Here is an 18,247-nt window from a genome sequence, read left to right as displayed (position 1 = left end):
GGATGGGTCTGGTCTCGCTTCTGCCGCTCTTCGCGCTCGCCCAGCCGGGGGAACCGGTGCCTCCGCCTCCGCCGCGAAACTGGCAGGAGATATTGGACGCCGACCAGCAATCCATCGAGGGCCGACGCCGCCCCGGCTATGAAGCGCCGCTGCCCGAAGCTGTTACGCAGGACAATAAGGGCGCCGTCCGCGCGCCGCCGCCCGAGGCTTTCCCGACCGATCAGGTGCCGATCCCGGATCGCTGGCGGCTGATCGAAAGCCTCGGCGTGGTGAAGGAGCGCTGGTTCGATCCTTATGGTCAGAACACGCTGAAGGGCGACCGGCCGATCGACCGTGAAAAGGTGAAATGGCTGCCGATCAAGGGCGACGACTGGTTCTTCGTCGCCAATGCGGTGAGCGACACGGTGCTCGAACCGCGCACCTTCCCGATCCCGGTCGGCGTCCAGACGACCGAGCGGCCCGGTAGTATCGATGTGTTCGGCAAGGATGCCAGCTATGTGCTGAGCCAGACCTTCATCGGCGGCGTGGCGCTGATCAAGGGCGCGACCGCCTTCAAGCCGCCAGAGATCGAATATCGACTGACGCTGGCGCTCAACGTCAATCATGTGAATGTGCCCGAACGGCGCGTGCTGTTCGTCGAGCCCTCCAAGCCTTCGCACCGCACCGATCATTTTCTGGGCGTGCAGGAAGCCTTTGTCGACTATCATCTTGCGAACACGTCGGATCGCTATGATTTTCGGTCGCTGCGTGTCGGTATCCAGCCCTTCCAATCAGATTTTCGCGGTTTCCTGTTCAATGACCAGCAGCTTGGTATCCGGCTGTTCGGCAATCGGGACAATAACCGCTTTCAGTTCAACCTGGCGGCCTTCTGGCGGTTGGAGAAGGACACCAATAGCGGCCTCAATTCAGTCGTGCACTCGCCGCGCAATGACTGGGTGTTCGTCGCCAATCTCTACCGGCAGGATTTCCTGATCCCAGGCCTCACCAGCCAGGTCACTGCCGTCTACAATATGAACCGCGAGAAGCATGACGTCGAGATTGACGACAATGGCTTCCCGGTGCGTCCGGCGCTGATCGGGGATTTGCGGGGGCGGGAATATGATGTCGTCTATCTTGGCTATAATGCCGATGGGCGGATTGGGCGGATGAACCTGACGGCATCGCTCTATGGCGCGCTGGGGGAAGACCGGAACAGCTTCTTCACCTCGAAACCCGCGCAGATCCGCGCCTTTTTCGCGGCGGCGGAGGCCAGCTATGACAAGGACTGGATGCGTTTCCGCCTGTCGGGCCTTTATGCCAGCGGCGATGGCAATCCTTATGATAATCGCGAAACCGGCTTCGATGCGATTTTCGAAAATCCGGTCTTCGCAGGCGCCGACACCAGCTATTGGATCAGGCAATCCATTCCCTTTGCCGGGGGCGGTCGCGTCATCAGTATCAACGGGCGCAATGGCATTTTGAATTCGCTCCGGTCCTCGAAGGAACAGGGGCAGTCGAACTTCAACAATCCCGGCACGATGCTGCTGGGAGCGGGTGCGGATTTTGATCTGATGCCGCAATTGCGCCTGTCGGCCAATGCCAACCATCTCTGGTTCCAGAACACGGCCACGCTTCAGGCGCTGCGCAATGAAGGCAGCATCCCCAAGTCGATAGGCTGGGACCTGTCGACCGCTGCGATCTGGCGACCCAAGGCGACGCAGAATATCGTCTTCCGCCTGTCAGGCGCGACGCTGCTGCCGGGCGCGGGCTTCCGCGATCTCTTCACCAATAGCGAAGGCAACCGAAATTATTATTCGGTGCTCGCCAATCTGATCCTGAGCTACTGATGCGTCCGCTTTTTGCCTTCCTGCTGCTGATCCTCGCCGCATTGACGGTGCCGGTCGTCATCCTCCACGCCTCCGATGCGGAAAAGCCGGTGGCGCGCATCTATACGCCTGCGCCGCCCGCGCCGATGAGCCAGACCGCAACCCAAGTCGCGGCCAAATCGGACGGCTGCTATAGCTGCCACACCAAGACCGACGAACCGTCCATGCATGCGACCCCGGCGGTGATGCTGGGCTGCACCGACTGCCATGGCGGCAATGCGGCGGTGCGGGGTGATCCGGCGCTGGGCTTTGAAGACCCCGCCTATGTCGCCGCGCGGGAGAAGGCGCATGTGCTGCCGCGCTATCCCGAAAGCTGGCATTATCCATCCTCCGCCAATCCGCAGCGGACTTATACGCTGCTCAACCGGGAAGCGCCCGAGTTTGTGCGCTTCGTCAACCCCAGCGACTATCGCGTGGCGCGGGACGCCTGCGGGTCCTGCCATATGCAGGTCATAGAGGCGGCCGAGCGTTCGCTCATGGCTTCGGGCGCGATGCTGTGGGGCGGAGCGGCCTATAATAATGGCATCGTCCCCTATAAAAATTACATTTTTGGCGAGGCCTATACCAAGGATGGCAAGCCCGCGAAGATCGTCTCGCCGGGCAGCCCGCCCGGCACGCTGACCGGCGAACAAAAGGCGCGGGGCGCGCTGGCCGAGCTTTATCCGCTGCCGACCTGGCAGGTGACGCCGCCCGGCGACGTCTTCCGCGTATTCGAGCGCGGCGGGCGCAATATCGGCACGCAATTCCCTGAAATCGGCCTGCCCAACCCGACCGGCTCGATCCAGCGGCTGGAGGAGCCGGGTCGCCCCGATCTCAAGCAGTCGAGCCGTGGTCCCGGCACCGGCCTGCGCGTGGCAATCCCGGTGCTGAACCTGCACAAGACCCGCCTCAATGACCCCTATATGTGGTTCATGGGGACGAACGACCAGCCGGGCGACTATCGCCATTCGGGCTGTTCGGGCTGCCATGTCGTCTATGCTAATGACCGCGAACCGCGCCACAGCCTGATCTATGCGCAATATGGCCGCGACGGGCAGACCGCCACGGTCGATCCCACGATCGCGGCCAAGCTGAGCCATGGCGGCCTCAAAGGCCCGCATGGCGAGGTGGTCGAGCCGGATCACCCTGTCGGGGTAGTTGAGGGAAGCGGCCATCCGGCCGCGGGGGTCAAGGAAAGCGGACACCCGATCCGTCACACATTCACCCGCGCGATCCCGACCGCCCAGTGCATGAACTGCCACATGCATCAGCCCAATATCTTCCTGAACAGCTATCTGGGCTACACCATGTGGGACTATGAGTCCGACGCGCCGCTGATGTGGCCGGATCGCCAAAAATATCCCACCGCTGCCGAAGTTCACCAGACGCTGGAGCGCAATCCCGAAGGGGCCGGACCGCGCGGCAAATGGTCGGACTTGGAGTTTTTGCGCAACGTCTATGACCTGAACGACAAGGCCAAGGATACGCAGTTCGCCGACTATCACGGCCATGGCTGGAACTTCCGCGGCGTGTTCAAGCGGGACCGCGAGGGCAATCTGCTCGACGCGGACGGCAAGGTCGTCTCGCCCGACGATCCGGAAAAATGGCGCAGGAAGGGGGAGGGCAAGTTCGTCCCCGTCGGCACCAATCCCGGCAAGGCGGTCCATCTGATGGACATTCATGCGGAAAAGGGCCTGCAATGCGCCGACTGCCATTTCGCGCAGGACAGCCATGGCAATGGCTTCATCTATGGCGAGGTGGCGAACGCGATCGAGATCGGCTGCAAGGATTGCCACGGCACGGCAGATGCCTATCCGACGCTGTTGACCTCTGGGCCAGCGGCGCCGCCCAAGGGCACGAACCTTGCCCTGTTGCGCAACCCGGACGGCAAACGGCGCTTTGAGTGGTTCTTTGACGCCAGCGGACGACGCAGACTGATCCAGCGCTCGATCGTCGATCCCAATCTGGAATGGGAAGTGTCGCTGGTGAAGGATTCGGTCGATCCGGCCAATCCACACTTCAATGCGAAGGCAGCCCGCGCCAAGCTGATGAGCCGTTCGGGCGCAGAGGATGGCAGCTTTGCCTTTGGACCGGGCGTCGCGAAGGAAGATCGCGCGCATGGTGACGACACTATGGCCTGCTTCACCTGCCATCTGAGCTGGACGACCAGTTGCGGCGGTTGCCACCTGCCGATCGAGGCGAACTGGAAGACGACGCTGCACCATTTCGATGGCGAGGAGACGCGCAACTTCGCGACCTATAACCCGCAGGTGGCGCGCGATGAAATGTTCCAACTCGGCAAGCATATGACGACCAAGGGCAATGAAACCGCCCCGGTCAGGTCGACATCGGCGCTGGTCTTATCTTCGACCAACATCAACCGCGAGCGTATCTATATCCAGCAGCCGCCGGTATCTGGCATCGGCTTTTCGTCGCAGGCTTTCGCGCCGCATTTCCCGCATACGGTGCGCAGAACCGAGACCAAGACCTGTTCGGACTGCCATCTGTCGGCCAAGGACGACAATAATGCGGTGATGTCGCAGTTGCTGTTGCTCGGCACCAATTTCGTGAACTTCGTCGGCCTGAATGCCTGGACTGGTCTGGAAGGCGGGTTCGAGGCGATCCGCGTCACCGAATGGGATGAGCCGCAAGCAGTGATCGGCAGCTATCTCCAGAAATATGCCTATCCCGACTATTGGAAGCTGCATGTCGAGCAGAACAAGCGCGAACTGAAGGACTGGGTGCGCGGCAAGACCTTCGACAAAAAGGCTTCGGGCGAAACCCATCCGGTCGAAGAGTTCCGCAACGTCGTGAAGGGCACGGCGGATCGGGTCGGCTGCCTGCAACTGCGCGGCGAATATATGTATGTGGCCGAAGGAAAGGGCGGGTTCCGCGTCTATGACGTGGCCTCCATCGCCAACAAGGGCTTTTCCGAGCCGATATTGAGCGGGCCTTTTTCCAAGCTTGGCCATAATACGGGCGTGCCGTCGAAGAATGCGACCTGCATGGCGCTGCCCACCAATCAGCCGATCAACCCGCTGCGCAACACCAAGGAACTGCGCGAGATCAACCAGGAGCAGGCCTTCCTGCCGATCTACAGCTATGCGGCGGTGACGGACAGTGTTGAGGGCCTGATCATGGTCAATATCGAGACCATGGCCGATGGCGAGTTCCGCAACAATTTCCTGAAGCGGGCCGTGACCTGGAACCCCAATGGCGTGCTGAATGGGGCGCGGCATATTCAGTTGGCGGGGCAGATCGCCTATATCACCGCCGATGCTGGGTTGGTGGTCGTTGATCTCAGCGATCCGTTGCACCCCCGTCTCGCCGCCGTCCGTCCGCTCAAGGGTGCGCGGGCGAGTGCGATCCAGTTCCGTTATCTATGGGTCACGGATGCCGAGGGGCTGAAGCTGTTCGATGTGACGCGGCTGACCGATCCGGTGGCGGTACCGTCCGCGACGGTGCCGCTGGCCGATGCGCGGCGTATCTATCTGGCGCGTACCTATGCCTATGTCGCAGCCAAGGCCGAAGGGCTTGCGATCATCAACATCACCAATCCGCTGCGGCCGACCGTCTATGCCAAAGAGACGTTCGGCGGGCAGATGACCGATGTGGAGGATGTGATCGTCGGCACGACCAATGCGTCGCTGTTCGCCTATGTCGCGGACGGGCGGAACGGGATGAAGGTCATCCAGCTCACCAGCCCTGCCAGCCAACCCAATTTCTACGGCTTCTCGCCTGCACCCAAGCCTGAACTGATCGCCTGGGCGCGCACGCCTTCGCCGGCGCTGGCGCTGTCCAAGGGGCTGGACCGTGACCGGGCGGTGGACGAAACCGGCGGGCAGATCGCGGTGTTCGGGCGGATCGGCTCGCGGCCCTTCACCCGGCCCGAGATGGAGCGGCTGTTCCTGACCTCGAAGGGGATACCCTACAAGGTCAACGATGAGGTGGATATGCGAGGCTGGCGGCCGCCATTGAAGGTGCCTCTCGCCCGGGAATGAGAAAGTGGTCTATTCTGCCGACGACTACTTGCGGTCAGGGGTAGACGTCCTGTCCTTGCAAGGAACGTCAAAAGATCAACCTGTTATGGGACCCTGGATATCCTGTCTCAGGCCGGTCGTTCGCCGATCAGTGCACGCACCAGAGGCTGCATGCTGGCATCGAACCTCGCAAGCGCATCATGGTCACCGGTCGTCTCAAAATGGGAGATGAGGCCATGTTCCGTCCAGCGATGCAGCGCAAATGCGGGCAGGTCCGCGACGATCATCGGGCGGTCGTCGGGCGTCTCCGGGTCCATGGGCCGCAGGTCGAGCGCGAGTTGCGGCGCGGTCGATGAACAGATAGCGATGGTCGTGCCGTTCCACGGGGCGGCGATTGCGCGATGAATGTGGCCGCAGAGGATCGCCTGGACATTGGACCGGCCCGCAACGACCGCCGCGAAGCGTTGGACCCAGGGTTCTTGCGGATGGGTGTTCATCCAGTCGATTCCAACCTCGACCGGGGGATGATGCATGACGATCAATGTCGGCGTGGCGATGTCTTCGTCCAGTCTGGCGGTCAACCATTCCGCGCGGCGTTCGCAAAAGGCACCGCCGTGGCGATCCGGCTCCAACGTGTCGAGCACGACGATCCGTCGCCCTTCCAGCGGGATCACATATTGAACGAAGCCTTCCTCCTGCGGAATATGCGGGAAATGCGCGGCGAAATTGGCGCGGTCGTCATGATTGCCCATGCAAGGCCAGACCGGAAACTCGCACTGGCTGAAGGCATCGGCCAGCCGCCGGTAGCTGTCCGCATCGCCCCGTTCGGTTAGATCGCCAGTCGCCAGCAGCAGGTCGGGCCGGTTTGGGCCGTGGTTCAAGGCGTGCAGCACCTCGTCCAACCGCTTGCGGTTGAATTCGTCGGGGTTATCGGGCTCAAACCCCAGATGGATGTCCGTGACCTGCGCGATCAACATGGCCTCACTCTCCCCCTATGTTTCGCGGCCGGTTTGGCTCATCTCTCCTGGCTGAACGATCCACGGGCATCCATGGAGCGCCATCGCCGACATGATAGCTGTGGCACATCGCGCAGCCCGAAGGCACATCTGCTCTTGATTTTTCTCCACCATGGCAGGTGCGGCAGCTGTCAATGCCGGGCAGCAGCAATTGCTTCGCATCGTGCGACTTGGGCGCGGCATGGCAGCTTTCGCATTTTTCGGTACGGTGCGCAGCGTGATCGAACCAGCCGTTCATCATATAGCGCATCGGCTGATGCACAGGGAGCACTTGCCAGCTCGCATTGCCATTGGCGCCGGGGGGCGTGACCGTGTGGCAGTCATAGCAGGCCCCGCCCTTGGAAAATACCGAACGAATGGTGTCGTCGGCGCGGGAGGGACGCGTTGCCACCGCGCCGAAATAGGCGTGGTAAATCTGCCCCTGCGCATAGTCGCCGGGCCGCCGCCGCGCCATGCCGCCCAGCGCAACCGGCTGCACCGGCCCGGTCGAACGGAAATAAGCGCGCAGATCAGCAATCACCTGATCCGGCTGGCCGTGCCGCAGCGTGCGGACGGTGCCGCCGATCGTCTCGAAGGCCAGACTGTGGCACATCTGGCAATCGCGCTCCATGGTCACCGGCAGGAAGCGCACGCCGTCGGCCGTTGGCTTGTGGCAATCCTTGCAGGCGAGCGCGTCCCCAAAGCCATATTGCGCCTTCATCGTCCGCGCCATCTTGGCGACGCCTCCGGTCGCGGACAAATGGATGTCGTGCGGGAATTTGAGGCCGCTATCGTCCGTCGGTTTCAGGTCGAGCGAGGCGCGGGAGAAGCGGGGATGCTTGGCCGGCAGGGTCTGGACCAGAGCCGAGAATTGCGGATGGCTGGTGCCGAAATCTCCGGCATTGCCGAGCTTCGTGTCCTTCAACCGATCCTTCAGCGTGCCGTGGCAATCGGTGCAAAAGGCTTGTGGCGCGGGCTGCATCGGGCCGGCGCCTTCATGTTCACGGTGACAATCGACACAGGCGCCTTCAGGCGGCTTGCCAAATGCCGATGCTACCCCGGCCAGGAACTTGCCGCCCAGCCTCGGCTCGGCGCGCGCCATGGCAATGCGGGCGGCGGGCGCGTGGTCGTGGACGTCCTTGTGGCAGGTCTGGCAGGCGGAATCGCGAACCGAGACGAAGGCCTTTTGATGGCAGCTTTCGCAGCGCCCTTCGAGCGCATGATGGGCCTGGCTGAGCGGACCCGATGACCAGGCCTTGTCACCCACCATCTTGTAAATGTTGCGCGTGTCGTTCGCCGGACGGCTGGCATAGCTCCAGATCGGGATGGCGAGGAAGCCGATCAGGATCGCCAGCGCCATGCCCCATGCCGTCAGCCGCTTGCCGGGCAACAGGCCACGCAGGGAGAAGACCTTGGTTTCTTCCTTTTCCTCTGAGGCCTCGGATACGGCATCGACGCGGCGGATCGACAATATGGTGGCGCCATCTTCGCCCGGCGAAACGGTGACGCGATGGCCGCCGAAGCGCAGTTCCGCGCCCTTGGCGGGGTCGATCTCGGCGCGCAGGACGGTGCGGCCGTCAAGGCCGAAGCCTAGCGTGCCGGTGGCGCGAACGCGTATCGTGCGGTCATCGACCTGTTCGAACCGGGCATGGTCCGGTTCCAGCGCGAGGTCGGGAAGGTGGATGTCATTTTCTGCCGCACGGCCAAGCGAGAGCTGGGTTTTGGCGAAGCTGGCGGCGCGGACGATCTCGCGGCCATCGGCGGTGAGGCTGATCTGACGGACGATAAAGGTTTTTGGGAAGCTCATGGATGCGCTCACCAGTAGAAGAAGACGCTGACGATATGCGCGGTGAGCGCCGCCAGCAGGGCAAAGGTGGCGGGCACATGGACATAGAGCCAGATTTCCAACAGCGCCTTGAGTTGGAGGTGCCGTCGCAACCGCGCAAGCATCGCCTGCTTGCGTTCCAGCAGGGCATCGATCCGCTCCAGTGGGTCGTTACCGGTGTCGGGCTGATCCCCGGTCCAGTGGCGCAGTGCGGCCTGTGCCTTTGCCGTGGCGCAGCGCGGATAGCGGCCGGACAGGCGGTTGAACAGGCTGCCGCCGAACGGGTCCTGCTCCAGCGACTGGCGGACCAGAGAGGCCTTGTCGTGGGGCAGGGGCTGGGCGGCATCGTGCAGTTGGCGATCGATGGCGCGCACGGCGTCCAGCATCTGGACCTGCGTCATTTCCGCGCGATTGTTGCTGAGCGCGGCGGGCAACGTCGCATAGACCGTGATGCCGAACATGCCCGACAGGATCACCAGCATCATGAGCGCATAGGCCAGCGTATGGACATTCCAGCCCAACTGGAAACCGGTGTGCAGAGTGGCGATCACGATCAGGCTGAGACCGAGATAGACATGGGCGGAGGTCCAGGCCTTCAGCGACCATCGCCCGCGCGTCATCGCCCGCTTGCGTAAGCCCAGCAGAGTCAGCCACAGGATCAGCAGCACGCCGATCGTGCCCATGGTATAGCCGTACCAGCTGCCGCCATTATGATGCGGCGTGACGTCGACCAGCATGTAACTGGCGATCGACAGGACGCAGATCAGCGTGGCAATCTTCAGCCAGCGGAAACCGGCATGGCGCAGAAAGCCGTCATGTAGCACGTCCTGGGGGCGGTTGGGGCCCTTGGCGCGACGGTTGCGGGTGGGGGCTGCTCTGGTGGCCATCAATTCGCCTCCCGATCAAGGCGGGCGACAGTGAGAAAATCCTCGGGAGCGACGCGGATAGCGGCGCCTGTCGGGCAGGCACGCACGCAGGCGGGGCCGCCTTCAATGCCGGAACACATGTCGCATTTGATCGCCTTTTTTGGCTTTTCCATGCCGGGTTCGGCATTTTTGTAGCGCCATTTCTTCGAAGGTTCGCCCGGCCCCGGTCCCGTACCGAAGAACATCCAGCTGAGCAGTCCCGGCTTTTTCGGCGGCACGCTGTCCATGCGAATCACGCCATAGGGGCAGTTGCGCTGGCAATTGCCGCAGCCGATGCAGGTCTCATCGATGAACACTTCGCCGTCGGGGCCGCGATGGATGGCGTTGGGTGGGCAGTCGGCCATGCAGTGCGGATGCTCACAATGCCGGCAGCTGGTGGGGACATGCAGATGGGCATAGGTGCGCCCCGCCTCCCGGTCGAGGCGGGAGAGGCCGTCATGGCTGTCAGCGCAGGCCTTTTCGCAATTATCGCAGCCCACGCAAAGATGCTCGTCAATCAGCAGCACATCGGTCGCTTCGCCAATGCCGTTGTCGACCAGGAATTTGGCCGTTTCCGAATACATGTCGACAACGGTGGAGAAACTGTCCTTGCGACTTTCGATGAAGGCGTTGACGTCCTGCCGCGAAGCCATGTCGCGGCGGGCGCGTTCGAGGAGGGCTGGCTTGGCGGCCATCAGCCGGGCGAAGGCGTCGCCCTGCAATTTGATGACCTCGGACTTGACCGTCGCCTTGACCGTAGCGGTGCGCGGACCGCCCCCGATCAGCGCCATTTCGCCGACATAGCTGCCGGCGGGGAGGTAGGAGAGGAAGACATTCTTCCCCCCGATCTTCTTCTCCACGATCATGGAGCCGACCCGGATGACATAGATGTCGTTGCCAAGGTCCCCTTCGGTCAGGATCGCCTCGCCCGCCTTGACCGTCAGGATTTCGGCGCTGTCCAGCACTTCGGTCAAGTCGGCGGGGGTCAGGCCTGCCCCGAACATCTGGAGCAATTGACGCTCGGTTGAAATGCGCGTGATGGCGCGCTTGGCGGGAGGGTTGGAGGACATGAGCTTGAGCGCCGCCGTGCGCGACACCTCCACCATGATCGACTCCGCACCTGCCCGCACCGTGGCGCCGCGACGGCGGCCGGAAATCAGGCCGACCTCTCCAAAGATCGAGCCTTGTTCGATGGGCACGTCCACGCCCGGCGCAACCTCGACCAGCGCCTGCCCCCTGGCCACGCCGAACAGCGAGGAACCGGGGTCGAACTTCTCGAAGATCACCTCGCCCGCGCGATAGGCCCGCACTTCGCTGTCGAGCATGAATTCACGCATCTGGAGCGGGGAGAGTCCTTCGAGGATCGAGACGTTGGAGCGGAGGAACTCCAGCCATTCCGCGACGCTTCTCTTCTCGGGCAAGGCGGCGAATTTGGCGGCGAGGATCGGTTCGTCGGCAGGCTTCAGGTCGCGATTACCGTTGATATATTCAACGACGTCATAGCCCTGATTCATGCAATGCTTGATCAGCGGATAGCCCGCCAGCGCACCAATCACGAAGATGCCGGGCGCCGTGCTTTCGAAAACCGGCGACAGCTTCGGAAAAGCCAGCCGGTCGGCGCTGGTGAACTCTATGCCGCAGCTTTCCACGAAGGCGCGCGGCGGCGCGGAGCCCATGCGGGCGATGATCCGGTCGCATTTCAGCTTCACCTCGCCATCACGGCTGTCGAGCGTGATGAAACCCGGCTCGATCCTCGCCGTGGTCGCTTCGGTCATAATGGTGAGGCGGCCCGCTTCGGACGCGGCCATCAGCGCCTTGACGTTCGCCGCCTTGGCACTGGCGAACTCGGTCGAGCGGTTGAGGATGGTGACGACATTGCCCTGAGCCTCGTCGACAGCGAGGCCCAGCGCATTTTCGATGCCCGCATCGCCGGTGCCTACGATGAAGATATGCTCGTCATTATATTCGGCGGGATCGTCGAGCTGATACTGGACATGCGGCAGGTCAGCGCCGGGCACACGCATCAGGTTGGGATTGCCCTGCGTGCCGATCGCCATGATGACGGCGTCGGCGACAATTTCCCGCCCGTCGGTCAAACTCAGGCGATAGGGTGGAGCGAGGCGCTGGATTTCCTTCGTCTCGCTGCTGCCATCCCGCTTGCGCTCGACGATCTTCTGGATGCTGCCGGGGATGGGATCGCCAGTGCCGGTAATTGCCTTCACCTCGGCATTATAGGCGACGTTCACGCCCTGTTCGGCAGCCTGCGCGTTCCAGCGATCGAGAATCGATTCGCGTTTCCCTGCCTCAAAATCGCAGTCGGATCGCAGCACGAGCTGGCTGGGCGTCGCCATTACATGCTTGCCCTTCTGATATTTGAAGATGGTGTCGGACAGATGGTCCGTCTTCTCTATCAGCAGGTGAGAAAGCCCCAATTGCGCGGCGCGCGCGGCCGCGCTCAGCCCCGCCGGCCCCGATCCGACGATCGCGATACGCACGCGCTCAGTCACTCTAACAACCCCCTAAAAATGCCCTTTGCTCCGAGCCTTAGACCGGCCGGATGCTTGTCCCCGGCCGCACTCTATCATTTCCGCAGCGTCACGCTAGAGAGGATTGGAGGGAAGTATCCGGGGAGCGATGGAAAAATGAATTGGGGGATGGGGCGCCTTATGCTGTTAGGCGCGGTCGGCATAGCCGCTGTATCGATCGGCTATAATGTGCTGCTGACGCCGGAAAAGGCGAAAAGCCCGGCAGTCCCGACTCCCCTGACGAGCAATCAGGCCAGTGATCCCGAAGCGGTCATAAGAGAATTGCAGGACCGTGTCGGAGCCAATCCCAAGGATGCGGAGGGATGGCAGCGGCTGGGCTGGGCCTATTTCGAGAATGGGCGTCATGCCGACGCCGTGCGCGCCTATCGCCATGCGACGGCACTGGTGCCGGACAATGCGACCTTCTGGTCCTCGCTGGGCGAAGCGGCGGTGATGGCCAGCGAACATGATCCTATGCCGAAGGAAGCGGCCGATGCCTTTGACAAGGCGATCGCGCTCGACCCGAAGGACCCCCGCGCGCGCTATTTCCTGGCGGTGCGCAAGGATCTGGCCAAAGATCATAAAGGCGCGATCCGTGACTGGCTGGCGCTGTTGGGGGATACCCCGCCCGGCGCGCCCTGGGAGGCCGATCTGCGCCGGACCATCGAACAGGTAGGCAAGATCAACGGGATCGATGTGACCGGGCGGCTGGCGGCGATGAAGCCCGTTGCGCCGCATCCGCCGATGGGCGGCGGCATGTCGGTGGCGGCTGCAGCGATTCCGGGGCCGACCAGCGAGCAGATGCGGGCGGCGGCGCAGCTTCCCAAGGGGCAGCAGGACGCAATGGTCGAAGGGATGGTATCGGGGCTTGAGGCGAAGCTGAAGGCGAATCCCGCGAATGTCGACGGCTGGATCATGCTGATGCGCAGCCGCATGACGCTGGGCGAGACGGCAAAGGCGGCGTCGACTTACAAGGAGGCACAGGCGGCCAATCCCACACAAGCTGGGCGGATCAGGGATGAGGCCCGGATATTGGGTGTGCCGGGGATTTGAAGGGGAAGGGCCGCTTCCCGATCTTCAATCTTGCGGCAGGCGTCGCTTCATGCTGGCGGGCACCGGCCAATTCCATTCTTCGTAGATCGCGACGACACTGGCAGCCATTGCCGCCAGATTCGGCGAATTATCATCTTTCCGGTGACTCATGATGATGGGCGACACCGCTCTTTCGGTCAGTTCGCGGAACACCAGATCGCGCCTGCCCATCGCATGAACCGAGGAGGGGACAATACAAATCCCCACCTCTGCGGCGACCAGCCCCAGTGCAGTCTGCAATTCGCGGACCTCATGCACGGCAGCCGGCGTCACGCCATGATCGCGCAGCAGCGATAGCACCTGGTCGGCATAGCTGGGGCGCGGTTCGCGGGGATATACGATCACCGCTTCATCAGATAGCGCGGTGAGATCGATAGGACGTTCGCCCTTGAGCAGCCGATGCCCGAGGGGAAGGGCGGCGACCAACTCCTCCTCGCGCAACACCTCCCGTTCGATGGCGGGATCTTCGAAGCGGAGACGGCCGAAACCGACATCGATACGCCCCTCCTTCAGCGCGACGATCTGCTCGATACTCATCATCTCGACCAGACTGAGCTCGACATTCGGCACTGTTTTACGAAAATTGCGGATGATGTCGGGCAGGCGGGCGTAGAGTACCGACGGTACGAAACCGACGACGAAGCGCGGCCGGTTGGCGCTGACGAAGCTGCGCATCGCATCCTTCAATTCCTCCAGGCGGCGGGTAACCTGGACGGCATGCTCGTAGAACAGGCGACCGGCACCTGTCAGAGCCATGGGGCGGGCGTCGCGGTCGAAAAGGGTTGCGCCGACCTCCTGCTCAAGCTGCTGGATTTGCCGGCTGAGCGGCGGTTGCGCCATGTTCAGGCGTTCGGCAGCACGACTGAAATTACGCTCCGCTGCAACGGCGAGGAAATAGCGTAGCTGTCGAATATCCATGAGCAATACCTTGAGGGTATGACGCCGAACCCACTTAGTCTTTCCCAGGACAACCCGCAAGGCATATCACTGGCGGCAGGGAAGTTTCATGGCTGGGAGCGGATTCGCTTCAGGGCCAAGGAGAGAAGATATGGGCATGATTGATCGCATCGCCAGCGCCGTGGTCGAGGATCCGGCCAACGGCATTTATCGCTGCCGTCGGGACGTCTTTACCGACCCTGCGATGTTCGACCTGGAAATGAAGCATATTTTCGAGGGCAACTGGGTTTTTCTGGCGCATGAAAGCCAGATTCCGGAACCGAACGATTATTTCACCACCTGGATCGGCCGCAAGCCCGTCGTCATCACCCGTGATAAAAATGGCGAGCTTCATGGCCTCATCAACGCCTGCGCACATCGCGGCGCGATGCTGTGCCGCCGGAAGCATGGCAACAAGGGCAGTTTCACCTGCCCATTCCACGGCTGGACCTTCAACAACGGCGGCAAGCTGCTGAAGGTCAAGGACGGCAAGACCGGCGATTATCCGGCATCCTTCAATACCGAAGGATCGCATGACATGACGCGGATGGCACGCTTCGAAAATTACCGCGGCTTCCTGTTCGGCAGCCTGAAGGCGGACGTGCCCTCACTGGAGGAGCATCTGAGCGGGACGCGGGCCGTCATCGACCAGATCGTCGACGGCGCTCCCGAAGGTCTGGAAGTGTTGCGCGGCAATTCTTCCTATACCTTCGATGGCAACTGGAAGTTACAGATGGAAAATGGCGCGGATGGCTATCATGTCAGCTCCGTCCACTGGAACTATTCGGCTACCATGGGGCATCGGAACTATGAAGCCGACGGCACCAAGACTGTCGACGCCAATGGTTGGTCGAAGAGCGTGGGTGGCATCTATGCCTTCGAAAACGGACATATCCTGCTATGGACCAATTTGCTCAATCCCGAAGTGCGGCCGATTCATGCGCATCGTGAGGAGCTGGAAGCGCGGCTGGGCAAGGAGCGCGCCGCGCCGATCATCGGGCAGACGCGTAACCTTGGCCTTTATCCCAACGTCTATCTGATGGACCAGTTTTCGACGCAGATCCGCGTCGTGCGGCCGATCAGCGTCGATAAGACCGAAATCACCATCTATTGCTTCGCGGCCAAGGGCGAAAGCGCCGCCGAACGTACGCTGCGCATCCGTCAATATGAGGATTTCTTCAACGTCTCCGGCATGGGTACGCCCGATGATCTGGAGGAGTTCCGCGCCTGCCAGACCGGCTATGCGGGGGCGGACGATCTGTGGAACGACCTCAGCCGGGGGGCAGTGCACTGGATCAATGGGCCGGACGAAAACGCTGTCGCGATCGGGCTGAAGCCGCTGTTGAGCGGCGATCGCAGCGAGGATGAAGGGCTGTTCGTGCGCCAGCATGAATATTGGGCACAGGCCCTGACCAAAGGGATCGGCCAGGCCGAAACGGCCAAGGAAATGGGAGAGGTGGCATGAGCACGCTCACGCGCATCACGATGGAGCAGGTCACGGCCTTTCTCTATCGCGAAGCCCGGCTGCTGGACGACCGGCAGTGGGACGAATGGCTGGCCTGCTATGCGCCCAAGGCGGTATTCTGGATGCCTGCCTGGGACGATGACGACCAACTGGTCGAAGACCCGCAGAGCCACATTTCGCTGATCTACTATCCCAACCGCGAGGGTCTGGAAGATCGCGTCTTCCGCATCAAGACCGAACGGTCGAGCGCCAGCATGCCCGAACCGCGTACCTCCCATTTCGTCAGCAATGTCGAAATCATGGAGCAGCGGAATGAAGTTGTCGACCTACGGTTCAACTGGCAGACGCTCAGCCATCGTTACAAGAAGACGCAAAGCTTCTTCGGCACGTCCTTCTACACGGTCGATTTCAGCGGGGACACACCTCAGATCACATCGAAGAAGGTCATTTTGAAAGACGATTACATTCACCAAGTCATCGATATCTATCATATTTGACCTTGGCGGACTGGAGAGGTATCATGGCTTTTCGCATTGCCCTCAATTTTGAAGACGGCGCCACCCGCATCATCGACTGCAATGATGGCGAGAAGGTGCTGAACGCGGCCTATCGCAACAAGATCAATCTGCCAATGGATTGTTCCGACGGCGTGTGCGGCACCTGCAAATGCCGTTGCGAGCAGGGCAGCTACGATCAGGGCGACGAATATATCGAGGACGCGCTGAGCGAGGATGAAGCGGCGGAGGGCATGGTCCTCACCTGCCAGATGGTGCCTTCGTCGGATTGCGTCATTCAGGTGCCGGTGCCATCGAGCGCCTGCAAGCTGAAGCCCGCCGGGCATGAAGCCGCCGTGGCATCGGTCGAACTGATGTCCGATAGCACGATCATCCTGACGCTGGATCTGGACACTCCGGAAGCGCTGGCCTTCCTGCCCGGCCAATATGTTAACCTGACGGTGCCGGGCACCAGCGAGAGCCGGGCCTACAGCTTCAGTTCCAAGCCAGGCGCGGAACAGGCGAGCTTCCTTATCCGCAATGTTCCCGGCGGCCTGATGAGCGGCTGGCTGTCGGATCAGGCGAAGGGCGGCGACCGGATGCGCTTCGCCGGCCCCAATGGCAGCTTCTTCCTGCGTCAGGTCGAACGGCCGCTGGTGATGCTGGCGGGAGGCACCGGACTGGCGCCGCTTCTCTCCATGCTGGAAATTCTGGCGGACCGAGGGACAGATCAGCCGATCCACCTGATCTACGGCGTGACCCATGACGGTGACCTGGTAGAGGTCGATCGGATCAACGCGCTGGCCGCGCGGCTGCCGACGATGACATGGGCAAGCTGCGTCGCGGACGAGGCAAGCGCACATCCGCTCAAGGGCTACGTCACCCACCATCTGAGCGACGACCATCTGAACGCCGGCGATTGCGACGTCTATCTCTGCGGTCCGCCGCCGATGGTCGAAGCGGTCCGGTTGTTCCTCAAGGACAAGGGCGTTGAGCCTGCGCACTTCTATTATGAAAAGTTCGCCGCCAGCGAACCGGTGCCGGCATGATCTTCGCAGGACGCTTTGCGGGCAAGGCCATGGTCGTAACCGGCGCTGCGCAGGGGATCGGCCGGCTGGTCGCCCTGCGCGCCGCTGCCGAGGGCGCCAGGGTGCTACTGGTCGACCGCGCCGATTTCGTCGGTGATGTCGCGGCGGAGGCGGAAGGAGAGGCCCATGGCTTTTCCGCCGATCTGGAAACCCATGAAGGCGCGGTCGCGGCCATGTCGGCGGCGGCGGAGCGTTTCGGCGGCATCGACATCCTCATCAACAATGTCGGCGGCGCGATCCGTATGCGGCCCTATGTCGCGTTCGAACCCGCCCAGATCGAGGCGGAGGTGCGCCGGTCGCTCTTCCCAACGCTATGGTGCTGCCATGCGGTGCTGCCGCACATGCTGGCGCGGGGCGGGGGCACGATCGTCAACGTCTCCTCCAACGCCACGCGCGGGATCAATCGCGTGCCCTATTCGGCGTCCAAGGGCGGGGTGAACGCCATCACCCAGAGCCTGGCCATGGAGTATGCGCAGGCCGGCATCCGTGTCGTCGCCACCGCGCCCGGCGGTACTGCTGCGCCTGAACGCCGCGTGCCGCGCAACCCGGACGGCAACAGCGCGCAGGAAGATATCTGGATGAGCGACGTGATCAATCAGGTCACGGAGTCATCCTTCATGAAGCGCTATGGCACGCTGGAGGAGCAGACAGCGCCGATCCTGTTCCTGGCATCGGACGAAGCCAGCTATATCACCGGCAGCGTCCTGCCCGTGGCGGGTGGCGATCTGGGCTGAACCGGCTCAACGCTTCTTCAGCCGCCGCCGGTTCTTGTCCACGGCCTGGCGATAATGGGTGGTGGAGCGCTGCATCATGGATAGCGGTGTCGTGCCAAGTGCGCCCGTCATCGCCTTCCAGTTGAGCAGCGCCACCGCTTCGATCTTTTCGGCCACCATCCTCTGCGCTTCGAAGGCGGCCGCGGAATCGCCGGTCATCAGTTTCGGCAGACGGAGGCTGATGACCTCCGCCGCCTCCAGGCTGAGTTGCCAATAGCCGAATGCCACTGTCATCAGGTCGATCCGTTGCGTCACAAAACCGCCTTCCTGTACCAGAGCATCGTGCGGAAAAGTGGGAACCGGTTTTCCGCTTAAAACGATGCAA

General features: G+C 62.2%; 13 protein-coding genes. 7 read left to right on the top strand and 6 right to left on the bottom strand.

The features are described from left to right. Positions 1-2: 2 nt before the first annotated feature. Both HUK73_RS25435 and HUK73_RS25430 read left to right on the top strand, forming a co-directional pair. The gene (locus tag HUK73_RS25435) at positions 3-1,826 is read left to right on the top strand and encodes a hypothetical protein (protein ID WP_176594509.1); all 1,824 of its coding nucleotides are present in this window, start codon (positions 3-5) and stop codon (positions 1,824-1,826) included. Then, positions 1,826-5,845 carry an LVIVD repeat-containing protein gene (locus tag HUK73_RS25430; protein WP_176594508.1) on the top strand — a complete coding sequence of 1,340 codons (4,020 nt, stop codon included), beginning with the start codon at positions 1,826-1,828 and terminating at the stop codon, positions 5,843-5,845. Before HUK73_RS25435 ends, HUK73_RS25430 begins: the two co-directional genes overlap by 1 nt. A 107-nt stretch (positions 5,846-5,952) precedes the next feature. Here the strand turns inward: HUK73_RS25430 and HUK73_RS25425 are convergent, their stop codons facing one another. Genes HUK73_RS25425 through HUK73_RS25410 form a run of 4 tightly spaced genes read right to left on the bottom strand, consistent with a single transcriptional unit; the run spans position 5,953 to position 12,056 of the window. After that, entirely contained in the window at positions 5,953-6,801 is an 849-nt protein-coding gene (locus HUK73_RS25425) for a metallophosphoesterase (protein ID WP_176594507.1), read from the bottom strand. Positions 6,802-6,805: 4 nt separating this feature from the next. Beyond that, entirely contained in the window at positions 6,806-8,626 is a 1,821-nt protein-coding gene (locus HUK73_RS25420; protein WP_176594506.1) for a cytochrome c3 family protein, read from the bottom strand. Positions 8,627-8,634: 8 nt separating this feature from the next. After that, entirely contained in the window at positions 8,635-9,531 is an 897-nt protein-coding gene (locus HUK73_RS25415) for a hypothetical protein (RefSeq protein ID WP_176594505.1), read from the bottom strand. After that, positions 9,531-12,056 carry a cyclic nucleotide-binding domain-containing protein gene (locus tag HUK73_RS25410; protein WP_369805615.1) on the bottom strand — a complete coding sequence of 842 codons (2,526 nt, stop codon included), beginning with the start codon at positions 12,054-12,056 and terminating at the stop codon, positions 9,531-9,533. Before HUK73_RS25410 ends, HUK73_RS25415 begins: the two co-directional genes overlap by 1 nt. Positions 12,057-12,215: 159 nt before the next feature. On the opposite strand from HUK73_RS25410, the gene HUK73_RS25405 reads away from it, so the two are divergent. Next, positions 12,216-13,127 carry a tetratricopeptide repeat protein gene (locus HUK73_RS25405; protein ID WP_255326549.1) on the top strand — a complete coding sequence of 304 codons (912 nt, stop codon included), beginning with the start codon at positions 12,216-12,218 and terminating at the stop codon, positions 13,125-13,127. A 24-nt stretch (positions 13,128-13,151) separates the two neighbouring features. On the opposite strand, the gene HUK73_RS25400 is transcribed toward HUK73_RS25405, so the two are convergent. After that, positions 13,152-14,084, bottom strand: coding sequence for a LysR family transcriptional regulator (locus HUK73_RS25400; protein ID WP_176594503.1), 933 nt, complete (start codon positions 14,082-14,084; stop codon positions 13,152-13,154). 130 nt (positions 14,085-14,214) lie between these two features. Between HUK73_RS25400 and HUK73_RS25395 the strand changes: the two genes are divergently transcribed. From HUK73_RS25395 to benD, 4 genes are read left to right on the top strand one after another with little or no spacing between them, the layout of a single operon-like run. Next, on the top strand, positions 14,215-15,567 hold the full coding sequence (locus HUK73_RS25395; protein ID WP_176594502.1) for a Rieske 2Fe-2S domain-containing protein: 1,353 nt from the start codon (positions 14,215-14,217) through the stop codon (positions 15,565-15,567). Beyond that, positions 15,564-16,064 (top strand): benzoate 1,2-dioxygenase small subunit, encoded by a 501-nt coding sequence (gene benB / locus HUK73_RS25390; protein WP_176594501.1) that lies wholly within the window; start codon positions 15,564-15,566, stop codon positions 16,062-16,064. Before HUK73_RS25395 ends, benB begins: the two co-directional genes overlap by 4 nt. Positions 16,065-16,087: 23 nt before the next feature. Next, the gene (gene benC, locus HUK73_RS25385) at positions 16,088-17,110 is read left to right on the top strand and encodes a benzoate 1,2-dioxygenase electron transfer component BenC (RefSeq protein WP_176594500.1); all 1,023 of its coding nucleotides are present in this window, start codon (positions 16,088-16,090) and stop codon (positions 17,108-17,110) included. After that, a complete protein-coding gene (gene benD / locus HUK73_RS25380; protein WP_176594499.1) occupies positions 17,107-17,883 on the top strand; it encodes a benzoate diol dehydrogenase BenD in 777 nt (258 codons plus the stop codon). Before benC ends, benD begins: the two co-directional genes overlap by 4 nt. Positions 17,884-17,889: 6 nt before the next feature. Here benD and HUK73_RS25375 read toward each other — a convergent pair whose 3' ends face one another. Beyond that, entirely contained in the window at positions 17,890-18,156 is a 267-nt protein-coding gene (locus tag HUK73_RS25375) for a hypothetical protein (protein WP_176594498.1), read from the bottom strand. Positions 18,157-18,247: the final 91 nt, after the last annotated feature.

Origin of the sequence: Sphingobium sp. EM0848, from assembly GCF_013375555.1 — a bacterium.
Lineage (GTDB): Bacteria > Pseudomonadota > Alphaproteobacteria > Sphingomonadales > Sphingomonadaceae > Sphingobium.
Note: the sequence above shows the minus strand (reverse complement) of the source record. Positions and strands in the feature narration are given on the sequence as shown.

Bases quoted from the DNA above. Each gene is read 5' to 3' on its own strand.
- HUK73_RS25420 (WP_176594506.1), bottom strand. From the start codon at position 8,626: ATGAGCTTCCCAAAAACCTTTATCGTCCGTCAGATCAGCCTCACCGCC.
- HUK73_RS25435 (WP_176594509.1), top strand. From the start codon at position 3: ATGGGTCTGGTCTCGCTTCTGCCGCTCTTCGCGCTCGCCCAGCCGGGG.
- HUK73_RS25395 (WP_176594502.1), top strand. From the start codon at position 14,215: ATGGGCATGATTGATCGCATCGCCAGCGCCGTGGTCGAGGATCCGGCC.
- benB (WP_176594501.1), top strand. From the start codon at position 15,564: ATGAGCACGCTCACGCGCATCACGATGGAGCAGGTCACGGCCTTTCTC.
- HUK73_RS25375 (WP_176594498.1), bottom strand. From the start codon at position 18,156: ATGACAGTGGCATTCGGCTATTGGCAACTCAGCCTGGAGGCGGCGGAG.
- HUK73_RS25430 (WP_176594508.1), top strand. From the start codon at position 1,826: ATGCGTCCGCTTTTTGCCTTCCTGCTGCTGATCCTCGCCGCATTGACG.
- benD (WP_176594499.1), top strand. From the start codon at position 17,107: ATGATCTTCGCAGGACGCTTTGCGGGCAAGGCCATGGTCGTAACCGGC.
- HUK73_RS25405 (WP_255326549.1), top strand. From the start codon at position 12,216: ATGCTGTTAGGCGCGGTCGGCATAGCCGCTGTATCGATCGGCTATAAT.
- HUK73_RS25425 (WP_176594507.1), bottom strand. From the start codon at position 6,801: ATGTTGATCGCGCAGGTCACGGACATCCATCTGGGGTTTGAGCCCGAT.
- HUK73_RS25415 (WP_176594505.1), bottom strand. From the start codon at position 9,531: ATGGCCACCAGAGCAGCCCCCACCCGCAACCGTCGCGCCAAGGGCCCC.
- HUK73_RS25400 (WP_176594503.1), bottom strand. From the start codon at position 14,084: ATGGATATTCGACAGCTACGCTATTTCCTCGCCGTTGCAGCGGAGCGT.
- benC (WP_176594500.1), top strand. From the start codon at position 16,088: ATGGCTTTTCGCATTGCCCTCAATTTTGAAGACGGCGCCACCCGCATC.